This window comes from Burkholderia sp. BCC1985 (assembly GCF_905339915.1).
Classification (GTDB): Bacteria; Pseudomonadota; Gammaproteobacteria; order Burkholderiales; family Burkholderiaceae; genus Burkholderia.
The window spans coordinates 1-14436 of record NZ_CAJPGY010000008.1 but is presented as its reverse complement, the minus strand read 5'-3'; the positions used below and the strand labels follow the sequence as shown (position 1 = coordinate 14436).

Here is a 14436-nt window from a genome sequence, read left to right as displayed (position 1 = left end):
TGCGTCGCCGGCTATGCGAACCATTGCCGAGTAGCCTCGCGACGTGGCGTGACGGGCGCCGTTCACCATTCAATTGCCTAGCCGATGAAAACAGATATCCAGGGCGCCGCCGCGGTGGTGCTTCCGCGAGGGGTCGGCCGACCCCGCAGTGAAGGCACGCGCATGCAGATTCTCGCGGCAACGGCTCGCCTGCTCGAGACCCGCACGGTCCAATCCATTTCGATCGAGGCCATCGCGAGAGAGGCGGGCGTCGGCAAGGCGACGATCTACCGTTGGTGGGACGCCAAGGCACTCGTGGTGATCGATGCCTTCATGGAGCACCACCTTGTCAAGACGCCGATGCCGCGCAACCTGCCTCCCGGCAAGGCGATCGCCACGCACCTGGTGTCGCTGATCCACGAATATGCGGGGTGGTCGGGGCGCATCGTCGCGCAGATCATCGCCGAAGGGCAGGCCGATCCCGCCGTGCTCCGGGTTTTTCGTGAACGATTCCATTACGGCCGACGCGCGCTTGTCCGCGAAATGCTGGAAGAGTGGCGCGTTGCCGAGCGCATCCGTGCGCCGGAGAATGTGGAAATGCTGGCCGAACTGCTGTACGCGCCGGTCTACATGCGATTGATGACGGGCGTCGGCGCGCTGGATGACCGGTTCGCGCAGGAACACATCGACTACACCTATGCGCTTCTCGGCGCGGACATCCCGAACGTCGCGGAACTGGAAGTCGCCAGACGTGGTGCGTCGCAGGTCAGGACGGCTGCCGCGCGCTGACGTGCGGCAGCCGTTTCGCACCGGCGGGTGCCGGGCGTGCGCGGCGGAGCCTGTCTAGAAGTTCACCTGATCGGCGCCTTTCAGGTCGAGAATCCGGCGCGCTTCATCGGGAGACGCGATCTGGATGCCCAACTCCTCGAGAATCCGGCGGATCTTGCGGACCTGGTCCGCATTGCTCTGCGCGAGCTCTCCGCGGCCGATGTAAAGGCTGTCCTCCAGGCCGACGCGCACGTTGCCGCCCATCAGGCTCGACATCGTCGCAAGCGGCATCTGGTGTTTGCCGGCCGCGAGCACCGACCAGTGATAGTCGCTGCCGAACAGCCGATCGGCCGTTCGCTTCTGGTGGAGCAGATCTTCGACGTGCGCGCCCATCGCGCCGCGCAGCCCGAATACGGTCTGCACGAACAGTGGCGGCTTCACGAGCCCCTTTTCCAGGAAATACTGAAGCGTGTACAGGTGGCTGACGTCGTAGCATTCGAATTCGAAGCGCGTGCCGCCGAGCCGGCCGACGTTTTCCAGGATCCATTCGATGTCGTCGTAGGTATTGCGGAAGATCAGCCCGCGCGTGCCCTTCAGGAACGGCACTTCCCAGTCATGCTTCCAGTCCCGTTTCCGCTCGGCCATCTCGGCCAGCACCAGATTGATGGATCCCATGTTGAGCGAGCACATTTCGGGCTTCAGGGCCCGGCCTGCCGCCGCGCGATCCTCGATCGACATGTGTGGACCGCCGCCGCCCGTCGAAATATTGATGATCGCATCGGTCGCCGATTTGATCGGGCTCACGAAACGCCTGAAGATCTCCGGGTCGCCGGTGGGGCGGCCGTCCTCGGGATTGCGCGCGTGAAGATGAACGATGGCGGCGCCGGCCTCGACTGCCGCGATCGATTCGGCCGCGATCTGCTCCGGCGTAACGGGCAGAAACTCGGACATCGACGGGGTGTGGGCGCCGCCAGTCACGGCGCACGTAATGATTGCCTTGCTCACAGCGGCTCTCCGTCAACGAGGTCGAGCAGCACGAACGCCATGCGGCACGGTTTTCCCGACCGGTTTGCCCAGCTATGGTTGGTCGCCCGCTGGATCAGCACGTCGCCAGCGCGCATGAGCTTCTCGCCTTCGTCGAGCAGGGCCCAGATTTCTCCCTCGAGGACGAACGCGTAGTCGAGTGATTCGGTTTTGTGGAACCAGAAATGCCGGGGATTGCTTGTATCCCGCACGCCGTTGGCGTCGAGAAACTGTTTCAGCGTCGCCTCGTCGTAGGTTTCGTCGGGCGGGAAGTCGACGATCCGCAGCAGCGAGCCTCCGCGCGAATGGAACTCGAATGGGTGGCCTGCCGGCGCGGGCTCCGCACCGGACGCGCGGGCTTCCCCGGTCGCCCACAGAACATGCGCGACCGGCAGGCCAGCGCGCGCCGTCCTGTTCGGGGCCGGCCCATCCGATACAAAGTACGACTTCCCGTCGGCATTGGTGTCCGTGATAAGTCGACGCACGGGCCGATAGCCGTTTCCTTCGACGGGCTGTGCGCTGTCCCTGTCTACCGTCGTGTCCATTTTTTCTCCATTAACGAGTCGGTGCGTTTCGTATCGTTAACTGTTGGAGTTTTAGTGTCAATAGGGAAATGACAGGTCAATGAATTTAGATCTGGAAAACATTTCTTGACAAAACGGAACGACGCGTTCTGTAATTGATGGTAGCCAACCATGAGGAAACGACGTGATAGAGACACAAGCGATCCGGGTGATGTGGTTCGTGCCGCCGCTGCTGGCCATGGTCGCGGGCGGGGATCCGCACGCCGCGGTGACGACGCAGGCGGTGCGCAATCGCTCGTCGGACGAGCAGTACGACGCACTGGTGGCGGGCGAGGTCGATGCCGTCGTCACCGCAATGGACAATGTCATCGGATGGAACCGGCGTGCCGGGCCGGCCGATTTCCGCGTCGTCGCCCAGATCGAGCGGACCACGCCGCTGACGCTGGTGGCGCGGGCCGGCCGGTCGAGCGTAGGCTCGCTTCGCGGCGCGGACATTCTCATCGACGCACCCGACAACGGCTTTGTCACGGCGTTGCGGGCGATGCTCGACGAGGCGGGGCTCGACGGCGATGCCTATCGCCTCGTGACCGCGGGCGGTGTGCAGGAGCGTCTGGAAGCGCTGCTGGCGCGGCAGGGCGTCGCCACGCTGCTCGGACCTCCGTTCGATGCGATGGCGATCAAGGCCGGATTCGTCAGGGTGGCGAGCGTCCAGGATATCTGGCCGCATTTTCCGGGGCAGGGAATCGTCATGCGCACCGGCGGCGCGCAAGCGCGCGTGGGTGCGTGGCTGGAGGATCTCGAAAGAGCGCGGCAGACGGTTCGCGATCAGCCGGCGCTGGCCCGGGACGCGGTGGTCGCGGCATCGCTGCCGCCGGCTGCGGCCGACGGAATGATCGCGCTGTCCCCCCGGTCGCTGCTGCCGGCGTCGGACGGGGTCGCGCTTCTCGTTGCGCATCGTCGGGCGCTGGGCCTGGCGGGTGCTGACAGCGACTATTCGGCAATCGTCGACGATTCGCTGGTTCGAAAACATATCGGAGACATGGCATGACGCCGTATTCACTTGGAACATTTTCTGCAGGCGATGGTGCGCGATTCGTTGGCTTCGTCGTGGACGAACGCGTGATGCCGCTTGCCGAGCTCGCGGCTCGACATGGCGACGCGATGCTGGCAGGGTCGTCTACGGTTCTCGGGCTACTCGAAAACTGGGATCTGAGCCGCCCGGCGCTGGAGCGCCTCGCGAACAAAGTCATCGCCCTGGAAGCGGATTGGTACCGTCTGTTCGACCTGCATACCCACCCGGCGATCGACCTGCCCCGACAGGTGTTTTGTACCGGCGCCAACTACCGCCAGCATGTAGTCGACCTGACCGTCGACGCAAAGGTGGGGCCCGACGGCCTGAACGACATGGAACTTCGGGAGTGGGCAGAAAACATGCTCGACGAACGTGTGGCGCATGGAGAGCCTTACGCATTCACCAAACCGGTGTCTGCGATCTCCGGCGCCTTCGATCCGTTGGTGTTGCCCGACACGACGACGCAGCCCGACTGGGAACTCGAGTTGGCGGTCGTGATCGGCCGCGGGGGGTATCGAATCAAACGGGAGGATGCGTTCGAGCACGTGGCGGGTTATACCATCGTCAACGACATCTCCGCCCGCGATCTCATTCCGCGGACGGATTACAAGATGCTGGGTACCGACTGGCTGCGTTCGAAAGGGCAACCGGGATTTCTTCCGCTCGGCCCGTACTTCGTTCCCAGCGCGTTCGTGCCGGATCCGCATCGGCTGAGGATGCGCCTGACCGTGTCCGGTCAGGTCATGCAGGATGAAACGACGGCCGACATGCTGTTCGGTATCGAACGGCAGATCGAATACATTTCGCGGTACGCGCGGCTCTTGCCGGGCGACATCATCTGTACGGGTTCGCCCGCCGGAAATGGGACGCACTACAACCGCTTCCTGCGTGACGGCGACATCATGGAAGCGGAAATCGAAGGGCTCGGGCGTCAGCGCCAGGTCTGCACGGAGCGGCGCGATGGCTGAGGCGCTCGAAGCGGAAGCCAACGTGCGGCCCGACAACCTCGACCGCGCGTTCATCCAGCAAACCCTTCAGACCGGCGTCGGCAACGTCGCACTCGCGATGAACCCAGCATTGCAGTGGCTTGGCGCGACATTGCTGGGAGGAAGCCGGGGCGCGCTATCGATCGGGTTTACCGCGCCCGCCGACTCTGTCCAGGGCAACGGCGTCGTCTCCGGCGGCGCGCTGGCATCGATGCTGGATCTGGCGATGGCGCTTGCTCTGCTCTCGCAACTCCCGTACGGCCGCACGTGCGCAACCGTCAGTCTCACGGTCAACATGCTCGAGCCGGGGCATGTCGGGAAGTTTGCGGTCGAAGCGCGCGTGAAGCGGCTCGGCAACCGCATTGCATTCCTCGAGGCAGACCTGTATGACGGCGCGCGCGTGCGCTGCGTGGCCAACGCGACCGCGTCGTTCGCTGTATTCGACGTGCGCAGCTGATGGCAAAGAAGGGGCTGCCACGTCGACCGACTCGCGGTGCGGCGATGGCAGCAACGCCGCACAAGCGGCAAGCCTGTTCAGCCATGACGGAAGCCGGCCGGACTAGAAGTAGTGACGAATCCCGATATCGACGGCGAACTGGTCGCCGTCCGATGTGGAACCGAGCTGAAACAACTGCGCGGGACCCCAGTCTGGCGTGTGCTCGTTGACGGGCGAGATGAACATGTCGGTGCGCTTCGAGCGGAAGAAGTCGGCCGAAACGTTGATGTTGTCGTAGCGCGTCCGCGCTGCTTTTACGATCGGCATCGATGCGGATCGACCAACGCGGCCCTCAGGGTGAGCGTCGAATGCACCGATCGCGAACCTGGCGTTTTCCCCAGGCGTACCATGGGCCCGTGCTAGGCATGTCGCGCCTATTCAGTGAAACGGCTGCCGTACTGTCGCGGAGCCGGAGTTGTTTTTTAAAAACGATACGAATCGTATATCAAAATTCACGTCGCTCGAACAAGAATTTGCCCGGATTTACCCTAGCTTTTATGTCATTGACAAAACGAGACGTTCAGTTTCATTATTGGCCATCTCAATTCCTTCACATGGAGACGGCAGATGAAGCTGGGGCGATTTGTAGTCGAAGGTCTGGACGGGCCGGTTCACCGCATTTGTCTGGTGCAGCCGGAACAAGGGCGCGTCATCGATCTGCGTGCTGCAGAAGCACTGCGGCTGCAGGCGCAAGGGGCAACGCGCGACGCTGCGCTGCGTTACGCATCAGTCGTGTTCCCGGAAAGCATGTCGGCCGCCATCGCGCTCGGGCAACGCTTTCTCGACACTGCGACCGAAGCAGCCGCGAAACACGGCGATGACGCGTCGCTCGCGCTCGACGGGCTGCAGTGGGGCGCGGCGTGTGACCCGTCCGTGGTGCGCGATGGGCTCACTTTCACGAAGCATATCCGTCAGTTCCATGAGCGGATGAACATCAGTCCGACGCCGGCCCTGCTCGAAGTGCCGGGCTACTTCAAGGGCTCGCCATGGACGGTGATCGGGCACGAAGCCGAGGTGCCCTGGCCTGCACGCTCCGAGCGTCTGGACTATGAACTGGAGCTCGGCTGGGTCGTGGGCCGGCAGGCGCACAACATCACGCCTGACGTCGCGCGTTCGCATCTCTTCGGCGTGACGATTTTCAACGACTTCAGTGCACGCGATCTGCAGGGTAACGAGTTCGCAATCGGCATGGGGCCGACGAAGAGCAAGGATTTTGCGTATGGCATCGGTCCGTGGATCACCACGATCGACGAGTTCGAGCGGCTTGACAACATCCGGATGTCGGTGCGCGTTAATGGTGAGACATGGGGCGAGGGCGATACATCGGAAATGCTCTGGACACCGGAAGAACTCATTGCTTACGTGTCCCTCGGCGACTACGCGCAACCGGGCGACGTGATCGGTTCAGGCACGATGGGCAACGGTTCGGCGCTCGAGCTCGAGCGCAGCGTGAAACCCGGCGACGTGATCGAGCTCGACGTGAAGGGAGTGGGTGTGCTGCGCAATCGCATCGCTCGGCAACCGCAGGAAACCTGGTGGCCGCAGCGGCGCACGCCTTTCATGTAAAGAGGGCTTCGCTTAAGCAGGCTTCGCTACGGTACGAGCCTACAATCGTCGGGGGACACGCCGGATCAACCGGGGTGTCCATCGGTTTCACTGGTGGCCCAGAAAACCTATCCGCCATCAGAGTGGAGAAAGGAGACAGACAATGAAGGTCAAACGCGTGCTGATCGTCGGCACCGGAATTGGCGGCGCCACTGCTGCCGTTACCCTGGCCAGGCAAGGATTCGACGTTCACTGCGTCGACATCAAGCCGGAGAGACCAACGGCAGGGGCGGGCATCTGTCTGCTCCACAACACGATGCGCGCGCTCGAGACGCTTGGCCTCGCCGATGCCTGTCGCGAAAGCGGGATGGCATTCGGAGTCTTTCGAGAGTTCGACGCGTCGGGCCAACTGCAGCACGTCCATCCCGCACCGCCGAGCTGCGGGATTCGCAGGCCGGAACTCGCACGTATCCTCGAGACGGCAGCGGAGGACAGCGGCGCGGTGCTGGAAAAGGGCGTGACGGTCCAGGACCTGACGGACCACGGCGATCGCGTCGACGTGCAGTTCTCGGATGGCCGACTGGCATCGTACGACCTGGTCGTCGCGGCGGACGGCGTGTATTCGGGGCTGCGCAAGCGCGTCTTCGGTGCCGACTACGAGCCGCGGTTCGCCGGCCAGAGCGTCTGGCGGTTCAACGCTCCGCGTCCTGAACAGGCCGACGGCTTCTGTCTGTATCGAACGCCGACCGGCAAGGTCCTGGGGATTTTCCCGACCTCGCGAGAGAGCTGCTACATGTTTTATCTCGAAAGCAGCCGCGAACCGCTGCGCATCGCGCCAGACCAGTCGCACCTTCTCATCCGCGAGCGGCTGGCCGAGTTCGACGCGCCGGCCATTCGTGACGCGCTCGACCTGATCACTGAAGCATCCCAGGTGATTTTCCGTCCGTTGGACATCACGCTGGTGCCCATACCCTGGCATCGCGGGCGCGTGGTGCTGCTGGGCGATGCCGCGCATGCGCCGACGCCGCAGATGACCTCCGGCGCGGGCATGGCAGTGGAGGATGCCGTGGTGCTGGCGGAATGCCTCGCGGGCGGCGCGTCGGTCGAGGACGCGCTGACCGGTTATGACCGGCGCCGCTTCGAGCGCGTGAAGCGGATCTACGATGCCTCGCTGCAGCTCTGCCTGAATGAACAGGAGGATTCGGTCGCTAACAAGGACCGGTCGGCTGCATTGTTGCTTGAGACGTACCGGTATCTCGGTCAGCCCATCTAGGAACGATGCGACATTACCTTTCCGGTCCAAGCAATCGTCATGGGCCGGAGATCGATGCAGATGGATGGCGGCGCGCAGGCTGCGTGGTGCGAACCGGACCAGCGCGCTTGCAAGGCATGATGTTCGCAGCGTGGATGTTCCTGCGATGCGACGGTAACCAATACGTCTCACGTCGTGAGACGGTTTCATCAACTGGACGATGACAATGAAAATCCTCGGACCTGACACACTCGTCTTCGGTGTCGAAGACGTCGAAAGCTGCATGCAATTTCTTCTCGACTACGGTCTCACTCGACAGGGCGAAGACAGATTCGAAGCCCTGGACGGAACCGGGGTCGTCATTCGCCCCAAGGACGATCCGTCGCTGCCGGCATGGCCGTTTGCGACGGCCAATCAGCTGCGCAAGACTATCTACGGCGTGACAGACCAGGCGACGCTCGAGGAGATCGCCAGCGAACTCGAAAAGGACCGCGAGGTGACGTCGCTCCCCGACGGCTCGATTGAGGCGGTTGACGATGCGGGGTTCGTGCTGGGGTTTCAGATCACCGTGCGCCGCGAATTGCAGCTTCCGGCCGAGCCGGTGAACGCGCCGGGCGATGGCCGCCGCGGGGTCAACGTGACGGGTGCGTTGACCGGCGAGAACGAGCCGCCGCCGCGCCCGAGGACGCTGTCGCACGTCGTGTATTTCGTGCCGGACACGGACAAGGCGGAGGCGTTCTACGTCAACCGACTCAAATTCCGGCTGAGCGACAAGTTCATCGGCATGGGGCCGTTCCTGCGCCCTGCCGGGACGCTCGATCACCATACGCTGTTCCTGATCCAGACACCGCCGTTCATGCAGGGCTGCGAGCATTTCACGTTTCACCTCGGCGGCCCGACGGAGGTGATGCGTGCCGGCAGCGCGTTCGCGGCAAAAGGCTATGAATCGTATTGGGGCCCGGGCCGTCACCAATTCGGCTCGAACTGGTTCTGGTATTTCAACTCGCCGTTTGGCTGTCATATCGAGTACGACGCTGACATGGATCTGCACGACGATTCCTGGGTGCCACGTATCGCCCCCGCGCATGCGGACCGCGCTCAGGAGTTCCTGCTCCAGTGGCGTGAAAAGTGGGCACCGGGCGGTCCGCCGCCGTCGTCCGAACCGCAGCAGGCATGACACCGGATGAAGGCCGCCGGCTCACTGCGCTGGATGCGTCTTTGCGAATTGAGCGAGCTTCCGATCTCGGGAGCGCGCGGGTTCGATTTGCAGCGGCGCGGCGTCGACGATCTCTTCATCGTTTGCCGGGACGGGCTGATTCGCGGTTACCGGAATTCGTGCCCTCATTGGCCGGGCTCGACGCTTCCGTGGCGCAAGGACGCTTATCTCGATCGTTCGATGGAGCACATCGTCTGCCATGGACACGGCGCGAAATTCACGCTGGACGATGGTCTCTGCATACTGGGCCCATGTCTCGGGCAAAAACTCGAATCGGTTCCGCTACGAATCGAGCATGACCAACATCTCAGCATCTTGTGGTGCTGAAGCGACTCCGCGATCGATTGCAGTCGGGTCCGGAATGCCGATGTTTCGATACGTTAATATGACATGCGACGGGCCGGTCCAACGGTGTTTGTTCTGCGGTGAGATCGGCCCGGACGTCGCTGGAGTGAATCGCTTGTGAAAACGGGAGATGGCCGGCTCGGTGCCGATGCGTCGATTACGCGCGCGCTGTGGGCGCTTTACCTTTGCTGTTTCACCAGCCTGGCGTCGATGAGGATCTGTGACGCGATGCTGCCGTCGCTCGAAACCCATTTCACGACTACGCCTCAACATGCCGCGCGGACGATTTCCCTCTTCGCGCTGACGTACGGTGCATCCCAGTTGTTCTTCGGTCCGTTGGGCGATCGCATCGGAAAGATCAGGGTGGTGGGTGTCTCCGCCGCAGTCAGTGCCCTTGGCAATCTTGCCGCATCGGCATCCGGCAACATTGATCAGCTCATTTTTGCTCGGGTCGCGGCAGGCGTCATGACGGCGGGCATTGTCCCGATGACGATGGCGTGGATCGGCGACAACGTTCGTTACGAACGCAGACAGGAAATTCTCGCGGGGCTGCTCGGGGCGACGGTACTGGGAACGATTTACGGTCAATGGGCCGGAGGTCTGATTTCATCGCTGGCAGGGTGGCGGACCGCATTCGTCACGCTTGCCGTCGCGTTTGGCGCAGGCGGAATGCTGACGCTGATGCAGACGTTGCCTCATGCCGAATGCCGCGGGCCGGCGAAGTCGCCATTCTGGCGCGACGTGGTTTCCGTATTGCGGACACCTTGGGCTCGCATGGTGCTCCTGATCGCCATGTTCGAAGGCGCGCTGGCTTATGGTGCACTCGCCTTTTTGCCCACCCATTTTCACGACGAACTCGGCTTCCCGATGTCGGAAGCGGGGCTCGTGGTCGGCTTGTACGGGATAGGCGGTCTCTTTTATAGCCGTGCTGCAAAAATACTGCGCCGACATGCTGCGGAGGCCGGATTTGCCGCGATCGGCGGTGTGGTATTGCTTGGCGCGCTTGGTCTGCTCGCTGGTCAGCATGAACGAAGTCTCAGCCTGATCGCATGTTTCGGCGCCGGCTTCGGCTTCTATATGTTGCATAACACGCTTCAACTGAATGCCACGCAAATGAATCCGGAGTGTCGGGGCACGGCAGTCGCGCTGTTCTCTTGCTTTCTCTTTCTAGGACAATCCATCGGTGTGCTGGTAGGTGTTGCAATCGTTCAACACCGTTCAACGTCTGCACTTTTGCTCACGAGCGGGATAGGGCTGCTGGCGACGGCTGCAATTTTCTCGTTTCTTTTGTTGCGCAGGAGGGCTGCGGTGGCGGTCGAACAAACCAGGGGAGAGAGTGCCCGGCATACGGGGTGTTGACGCCAGTCGTTGGTCTTGTGGCTGACAAGCGGGATTCGTGATGAGAAAGGCACAAACTTACGCCACTCGCTGAGTATTCCAGTCCGTTCGCGCGGTCGCGCATTGCGTTCGAGGGTGGGCCTCTCAGTAGTCGCCCTGGCTGGAATTGCAATTCACCGTATGGCTCATCGAAAAGCTCGGCCGCCGTACGCTGACAGTGCCACCGCAGTGGCTTTGCACTGTAGTCCTTGGACCGATCGGCGTCTGGGTCAGCTCGCAGCCAATCGCCGTTCTCGTGCTGTTTCTGATCTTCTCAGTCTTCAACGCAGGGTATAACACGCTGACTGCCATTTACCTCGCGGAGGTTTTCCCCACTGAAGCGCGCGGAATCGGAACGGGCTTCGCTGCCGCGGTCAGCAGAATTGGGACCGGCGTCGGCACCTTCCTTTTACCCTGGTCGATGTCTCACGTCGGCGCCTCCGGGACGATGCTGATTGCTGCTGGCATCGCCGGTCTCGGCGCGGCGTTGTCGCATGGCGTGCGCCGGAGACGAAAATCAAGAGCCTGACAGAAATGGCCGCAGGCTATACGCCTGAAAATGAACCTCGCGACGAACGTGATGCAGTGCCGCGTTCCCTTCGCTGGCCGCAAGCTGGCGGGTGACGAGCGATCGGTCGAATCACTGTTTATTGCGATCGGCGAGTGCTTCGAACTCGCCGACGAGTACTTGCTGGAAAGTATCCAGCACTTCGTTGTATTCGCAGTTCTTCGGTGTCGCGAGCTGGAACTGAGCAGCGTGGCTCAGTTTGTTCGCGAGTACCTTGTGCATCTTCCCGGACATAACCCACGGCGCCGCAATATGATCCGGCAGGAAGCCGATGTGCGCGCCTGACAAGATGAAGATCGCATCAGCTTCCGTGTTCTCGGAGAACGCAGTTGGTCGTTCATTGCGCAACGTAGATTCGACGGTGTTCGATTTGTACAGTCGGGCGACATTGCTCACCCGCTTCACGTCATCGATCGAGAGCGTCCTCTTCGCGTACAACGGATGCGCGGTTCCGCAGTAGAGCGACTGGGTTTCGACGAACAAGGGCACGTAATTCAATCCCACCTGATGTCCTGAAAAGTACCCGACAGCGAGATGCAGTTCGCCCTTCAGAAGCTTCCGTTCGAGCTCGTCAGGCGAGCACGCGAGAATCTCGATCATCACATCCGGCCCATGCTCGCGGAATCGACCGACTGCAGCCGCAATCGATTCAATCACGTCGGGCGCAAGGCGTTCCGACAGTCCTATCCTTAGATCGCCAAGCAGCGTACCCGACACGTGTTGGGTATCGCGCGTGAAGACGTCAAGTGCCTGCAAGAGCCGCCGTGTGGACTGCAGTACTCGCTCTCCCTTCGGCGTTAGCCGGAAGCCGCTTTTTCCCCGGTCGCAGAGTCGGAAGCCAAGCCGGGCCTCGAGTTTGGCCATCTGCGTGCTGATCGTCGAGGGGGCCATTCCGAGCTTACCTTGCGCGGCGCTGAACCCGCCGCTCTCCACGATCGTAATGAAGAGGCGCAGCAGTTGCAGGTCCATGTCCCTGATCGTTTTGAGCATGCTGATACATCGCGTCGGCGTGAAGTTAGCTTATGATATTTCATATTTGTTCCGTATTGCGAGGGCGGCATCATTGGTCGTGATGTCGGTCGGTGGCGTACCACCACTTCGCATAGAAAGGAACACGAAAGTTGAAAAAGAATGATCTCGCCTTCACGCGTGACAGCCTGTACGGCACGGTCGCGGAACCCAGTTTTGCAGGTGCGACGAGCTTCATGCGTCGACGCTTCAGTCGTGATCTCGACGGCGTCGATCTTGCCATCACCGGCGTGCCGTACGATGCTGCGGCCTCACATCGGCCGGGCACCCGCTTCGGGCCGCGGGGGCTGCGTATTGCGTCGACAGGGATCGCGTGGGAGCGCCCGTGGCCGTGGGAATTCGATCCGTTCGACGTACTTGCCGCGGTCGACTATGGCGACTGCGCATTTGATCTGGGGCAACCTGAATCGGTCCCTAATGCGATCGAGCGGCACGCGGATGAAATCCTGCAGCGAAATTGCGCAATGCTCACGCTCGGCGGGGATCACTTCATCACGTATCCTCTTTTGAAGGCTCACGCGAAAGTCCACGGCCCCCTTTCTCTCGTCCACTTCGACGCGCACACCGATACATGGCCGGATCATGACGCGAAGCGGATCGATCACGGGACGATGTTCTTTCACGCGGCGAAAGAGGGTTTGGTCGTACCGGAGCGGTCGATCCAGGTGGGCATCCGCACGACCAATGACGACCCGATGGGTTTTGAAATTGCAGACGCGCGGCAGGTGCACCGTTCAACGCCGGAGGCGATTGCGGCACGCATTCGGGAACGGGTCGGCGACCATCCCGTATATCTGACGTTCGATATCGACTGTCTCGATCCGGCCTTTGCTCCGGGAACCGGTACACCGGTCTCCGGTGGGCTGTCCAGTTACCAGGCATTCGAAATCCTCCATCACTTGCGAGGCATCAATCTGGTCGGAATGGACGTCGTCGAAGTGTCACCGCCCTATGACCATGCTGAGATCACGTCTCTTGCAGGCGCGATGATCGCTCTGGAAATGATTTGCCTTTACGCGTGGCGGAAGCAAAACCGATAACGAATGGCGAGCGGGTAGCGCTGATCGTTCGATCGGCGCTGCGCAAGATGCCCAAGAACGGTGGCGGGCGGTAGCTTTGGGGAGATGCGACGCGCTAATGCGTGTCGAATCTCTCGTTCGATCCGGGGAGCGTACACAAGTCACCTCAGTTTACGGAAACAATACTGGATCATCGAATGAGTATCAATTCGTAATGCGAAATATAAGAGAAGATTTTTTTGTTGTCGATTCAATAAGTATTAAGGAGACGATTTTGAAGAAGCTGCTTGTTTGCGTTGCCCTTGCATCGATCGCAGCAGGATCCTACGCGAAGGACTGGACAACGGTTCGTTTTGGCGTTGCGCCTGGCTTTGCTCCGTTCGAGTCGAAAACCGCGGATGGCAAGCTTGCCGGTTTTGATATCGACCTCGGTAACGAGATTTGCGCGAGGCTGAAGACGAAGTGTGTGTGGGTCGAGAACGATTTCGACGGCATGATCCCTGCATTGAAGGCCAAGAAATTCGACGGCGTGCTGTCGTCGATGTCGATCACGGCACAGAGAGCCGAGCGGATCGCGTTTTCCGACAAGATTTACAACGCACCGACACGTCTTCTGACGAAGAAGGGCTTGAACCTGCAGCCGACGGTGGAGTCCCTGAAGGGCAAGATGGTCGGCGTCGAGCAGGGCACGATCCAGGAGACCTACGCGAAGACCTATTGGGCCCCGAAGGGCGTTCAAGTCGTGCCGTATCAGAACCAGGACGGCGTGTACCAGGACCTGATCGCCGGTCGCCTCGACGCGGCACTGCAGGACGCAGTGCAGGCCGATCTCGGTTTCCTGAAGACGCCGCGCGGTTCGAACTTTCATTTCGTCGGTGGCGACATCAGCGATCCGAAGACCCTCGGTAGTGGTGTGGGCATCGGTATGCGCAAGGAAGACACCGATCTGAAGGCGAAGATCGATGCGGCCATCGGCGACATGATCAAAGACGGCACGTACAAGAAGATCGAGAAAAAGTACTTCGCATTCGACATCTACGGCGGCTGAGGTTTTCGCGGCGCACGCGGTTCATCCCGCGCTGCGCGGCATGCCATTCTGGTTTCCGGAAACGCTCACATGATCTTCCAAGGATTTGGCCCGCTGTTGTGGGTCAGCACGCTCGAGACCGTGAAGCTCGCGGTGCTGTCGCTCGCCGCGTCGCTCATACTGGGCCTCGCGGGCGCGGCAGCGAAACTG

General features: G+C 61.5%; 17 protein-coding genes and 1 pseudogene. 14 read left to right on the top strand and 4 right to left on the bottom strand.

The window, feature by feature from the left end; genetic code table 11:
* Positions 1-84 precede the first annotated feature (84 nt).
* The gene (locus tag U4Z31_RS09990; protein WP_321810160.1) at positions 85-768 is read left to right on the top strand and encodes a TetR/AcrR family transcriptional regulator; all 684 of its coding nucleotides are present in this window, start codon (positions 85-87) and stop codon (positions 766-768) included.
* A 54-nt stretch (positions 769-822) separates the two neighbouring features.
* Here U4Z31_RS09990 and U4Z31_RS09985 read toward each other — a convergent pair whose 3' ends face one another.
* Positions 823-1752, bottom strand: a complete 930-nt coding sequence (locus U4Z31_RS09985) for a 3-keto-5-aminohexanoate cleavage protein (RefSeq protein ID WP_321810159.1) — start codon at positions 1750-1752, stop codon at positions 823-825.
* Positions 1749-2315 carry a cupin domain-containing protein gene (locus U4Z31_RS09980; protein WP_321810158.1) on the bottom strand — a complete coding sequence of 189 codons (567 nt, stop codon included), beginning with the start codon at positions 2313-2315 and terminating at the stop codon, positions 1749-1751. Before U4Z31_RS09980 ends, U4Z31_RS09985 begins: the two co-directional genes overlap by 4 nt.
* Positions 2316-2478: 163 nt before the next feature.
* Here U4Z31_RS09980 and U4Z31_RS09975 point away from each other — a divergent pair, with 163 nt between their 5' ends.
* Genes U4Z31_RS09975 through U4Z31_RS09965 form a run of 3 tightly spaced genes read left to right on the top strand, consistent with a single transcriptional unit; the run spans position 2479 to position 4809 of the window.
* Positions 2479-3342, top strand: coding sequence for an ABC transporter substrate-binding protein (locus U4Z31_RS09975; RefSeq protein ID WP_321810157.1), 864 nt, complete (start codon positions 2479-2481; stop codon positions 3340-3342).
* On the top strand, positions 3339-4334 hold the full coding sequence (locus U4Z31_RS09970) for a fumarylacetoacetate hydrolase family protein (protein ID WP_321810156.1): 996 nt from the start codon (positions 3339-3341) through the stop codon (positions 4332-4334). Before U4Z31_RS09975 ends, U4Z31_RS09970 begins: the two co-directional genes overlap by 4 nt.
* Entirely contained in the window at positions 4327-4809 is a 483-nt protein-coding gene (locus tag U4Z31_RS09965) for a PaaI family thioesterase (RefSeq protein ID WP_321810155.1), read from the top strand. The genes U4Z31_RS09970 and U4Z31_RS09965 overlap by 8 nt, the downstream gene beginning before the upstream one ends.
* 102 nt (positions 4810-4911) lie before the next feature.
* Here the strand turns inward: U4Z31_RS09965 and U4Z31_RS09960 are convergent, their stop codons facing one another.
* A complete protein-coding gene (locus tag U4Z31_RS09960) occupies positions 4912-5115 on the bottom strand; it encodes a hypothetical protein (protein ID WP_321810154.1) in 204 nt (67 codons plus the stop codon).
* A 300-nt stretch (positions 5116-5415) separates the two neighbouring features.
* Between U4Z31_RS09960 and U4Z31_RS09955 the strand changes: the two genes are divergently transcribed.
* From U4Z31_RS09955 to U4Z31_RS09930, 6 genes are all read left to right on the top strand, one after another.
* Positions 5416-6414 carry a fumarylacetoacetate hydrolase family protein gene (locus U4Z31_RS09955; protein ID WP_321810153.1) on the top strand — a complete coding sequence of 333 codons (999 nt, stop codon included), beginning with the start codon at positions 5416-5418 and terminating at the stop codon, positions 6412-6414.
* A 142-nt stretch (positions 6415-6556) separates the two neighbouring features.
* Positions 6557-7666: an FAD-dependent oxidoreductase gene (locus U4Z31_RS09950; protein WP_321810152.1), complete on the top strand. Its 1110-nt coding sequence runs from the start codon at positions 6557-6559 to the stop codon at positions 7664-7666.
* 205 nt (positions 7667-7871) lie between these two features.
* Entirely contained in the window at positions 7872-8822 is a 951-nt protein-coding gene (locus tag U4Z31_RS09945; RefSeq protein ID WP_321810151.1) for a VOC family protein, read from the top strand.
* Between the two features lie 6 nt (positions 8823-8828).
* Positions 8829-9188 (top strand): Rieske (2Fe-2S) protein, encoded by a 360-nt coding sequence (locus U4Z31_RS09940; protein ID WP_321810150.1) that lies wholly within the window; start codon positions 8829-8831, stop codon positions 9186-9188.
* A gap of 135 nt (positions 9189-9323) precedes the next feature.
* Positions 9324-10565 (top strand): MFS transporter, encoded by a 1242-nt coding sequence (locus tag U4Z31_RS09935; protein ID WP_321810149.1) that lies wholly within the window; start codon positions 9324-9326, stop codon positions 10563-10565.
* A 145-nt stretch (positions 10566-10710) separates the two neighbouring features.
* Positions 10711-11112, top strand: coding sequence for an MFS transporter (locus tag U4Z31_RS09930; RefSeq protein ID WP_321810148.1), 402 nt, complete (start codon positions 10711-10713; stop codon positions 11110-11112).
* A gap of 111 nt (positions 11113-11223) precedes the next feature.
* On the opposite strand, the gene U4Z31_RS09925 is transcribed toward U4Z31_RS09930, so the two are convergent.
* The gene (locus U4Z31_RS09925) at positions 11224-12141 is read right to left on the bottom strand and encodes a LysR family transcriptional regulator (RefSeq protein WP_321810147.1); all 918 of its coding nucleotides are present in this window, start codon (positions 12139-12141) and stop codon (positions 11224-11226) included.
* Here U4Z31_RS09925 and U4Z31_RS09920 point away from each other — a divergent pair.
* The 4 genes and pseudogenes from U4Z31_RS09920 to U4Z31_RS09905 form a co-directional block, all read left to right on the top strand.
* The gene (locus U4Z31_RS09920; protein WP_321810362.1) at positions 12119-12286 is read left to right on the top strand and encodes a hypothetical protein; all 168 of its coding nucleotides are present in this window, start codon (positions 12119-12121) and stop codon (positions 12284-12286) included. The two genes, U4Z31_RS09925 and U4Z31_RS09920, sit on opposite strands and share 23 nt — an antisense overlap.
* Positions 12273-13220, top strand: a complete 948-nt coding sequence (gene speB / locus U4Z31_RS09915) for an agmatinase (protein WP_321810146.1) — start codon at positions 12273-12275, stop codon at positions 13218-13220. The genes U4Z31_RS09920 and speB overlap by 14 nt, the downstream gene beginning before the upstream one ends.
* A gap of 253 nt (positions 13221-13473) precedes the next feature.
* On the top strand, positions 13474-14247 hold the full coding sequence (locus U4Z31_RS09910; RefSeq protein ID WP_321810145.1) for an ABC transporter substrate-binding protein: 774 nt from the start codon (positions 13474-13476) through the stop codon (positions 14245-14247).
* A gap of 69 nt (positions 14248-14316) precedes the next feature.
* A pseudogene (locus U4Z31_RS09905) lies at positions 14317-14436 on the top strand (histidine ABC transporter permease); the annotation flags it as partial.

Bases quoted from the DNA above. Each gene is read 5' to 3' on its own strand.
- U4Z31_RS09945 (WP_321810151.1), top strand. From the start codon at position 7,872: ATGAAAATCCTCGGACCTGACACACTCGTCTTCGGTGTCGAAGACGTC.
- U4Z31_RS09920 (WP_321810362.1), top strand. From the start codon at position 12,119: ATGTCCCTGATCGTTTTGAGCATGCTGATACATCGCGTCGGCGTGAAG.
- U4Z31_RS09960 (WP_321810154.1), bottom strand. From the start codon at position 5,115: ATGCCGATCGTAAAAGCAGCGCGGACGCGCTACGACAACATCAACGTT.
- U4Z31_RS09970 (WP_321810156.1), top strand. From the start codon at position 3,339: ATGACGCCGTATTCACTTGGAACATTTTCTGCAGGCGATGGTGCGCGA.
- U4Z31_RS09925 (WP_321810147.1), bottom strand. From the start codon at position 12,141: ATGCTCAAAACGATCAGGGACATGGACCTGCAACTGCTGCGCCTCTTC.
- U4Z31_RS09950 (WP_321810152.1), top strand. From the start codon at position 6,557: ATGAAGGTCAAACGCGTGCTGATCGTCGGCACCGGAATTGGCGGCGCC.
- U4Z31_RS09990 (WP_321810160.1), top strand. From the start codon at position 85: ATGAAAACAGATATCCAGGGCGCCGCCGCGGTGGTGCTTCCGCGAGGG.
- U4Z31_RS09940 (WP_321810150.1), top strand. From the start codon at position 8,829: ATGAAGGCCGCCGGCTCACTGCGCTGGATGCGTCTTTGCGAATTGAGC.
- U4Z31_RS09965 (WP_321810155.1), top strand. From the start codon at position 4,327: ATGGCTGAGGCGCTCGAAGCGGAAGCCAACGTGCGGCCCGACAACCTC.
- U4Z31_RS09980 (WP_321810158.1), bottom strand. From the start codon at position 2,315: ATGGACACGACGGTAGACAGGGACAGCGCACAGCCCGTCGAAGGAAAC.
- U4Z31_RS09955 (WP_321810153.1), top strand. From the start codon at position 5,416: ATGAAGCTGGGGCGATTTGTAGTCGAAGGTCTGGACGGGCCGGTTCAC.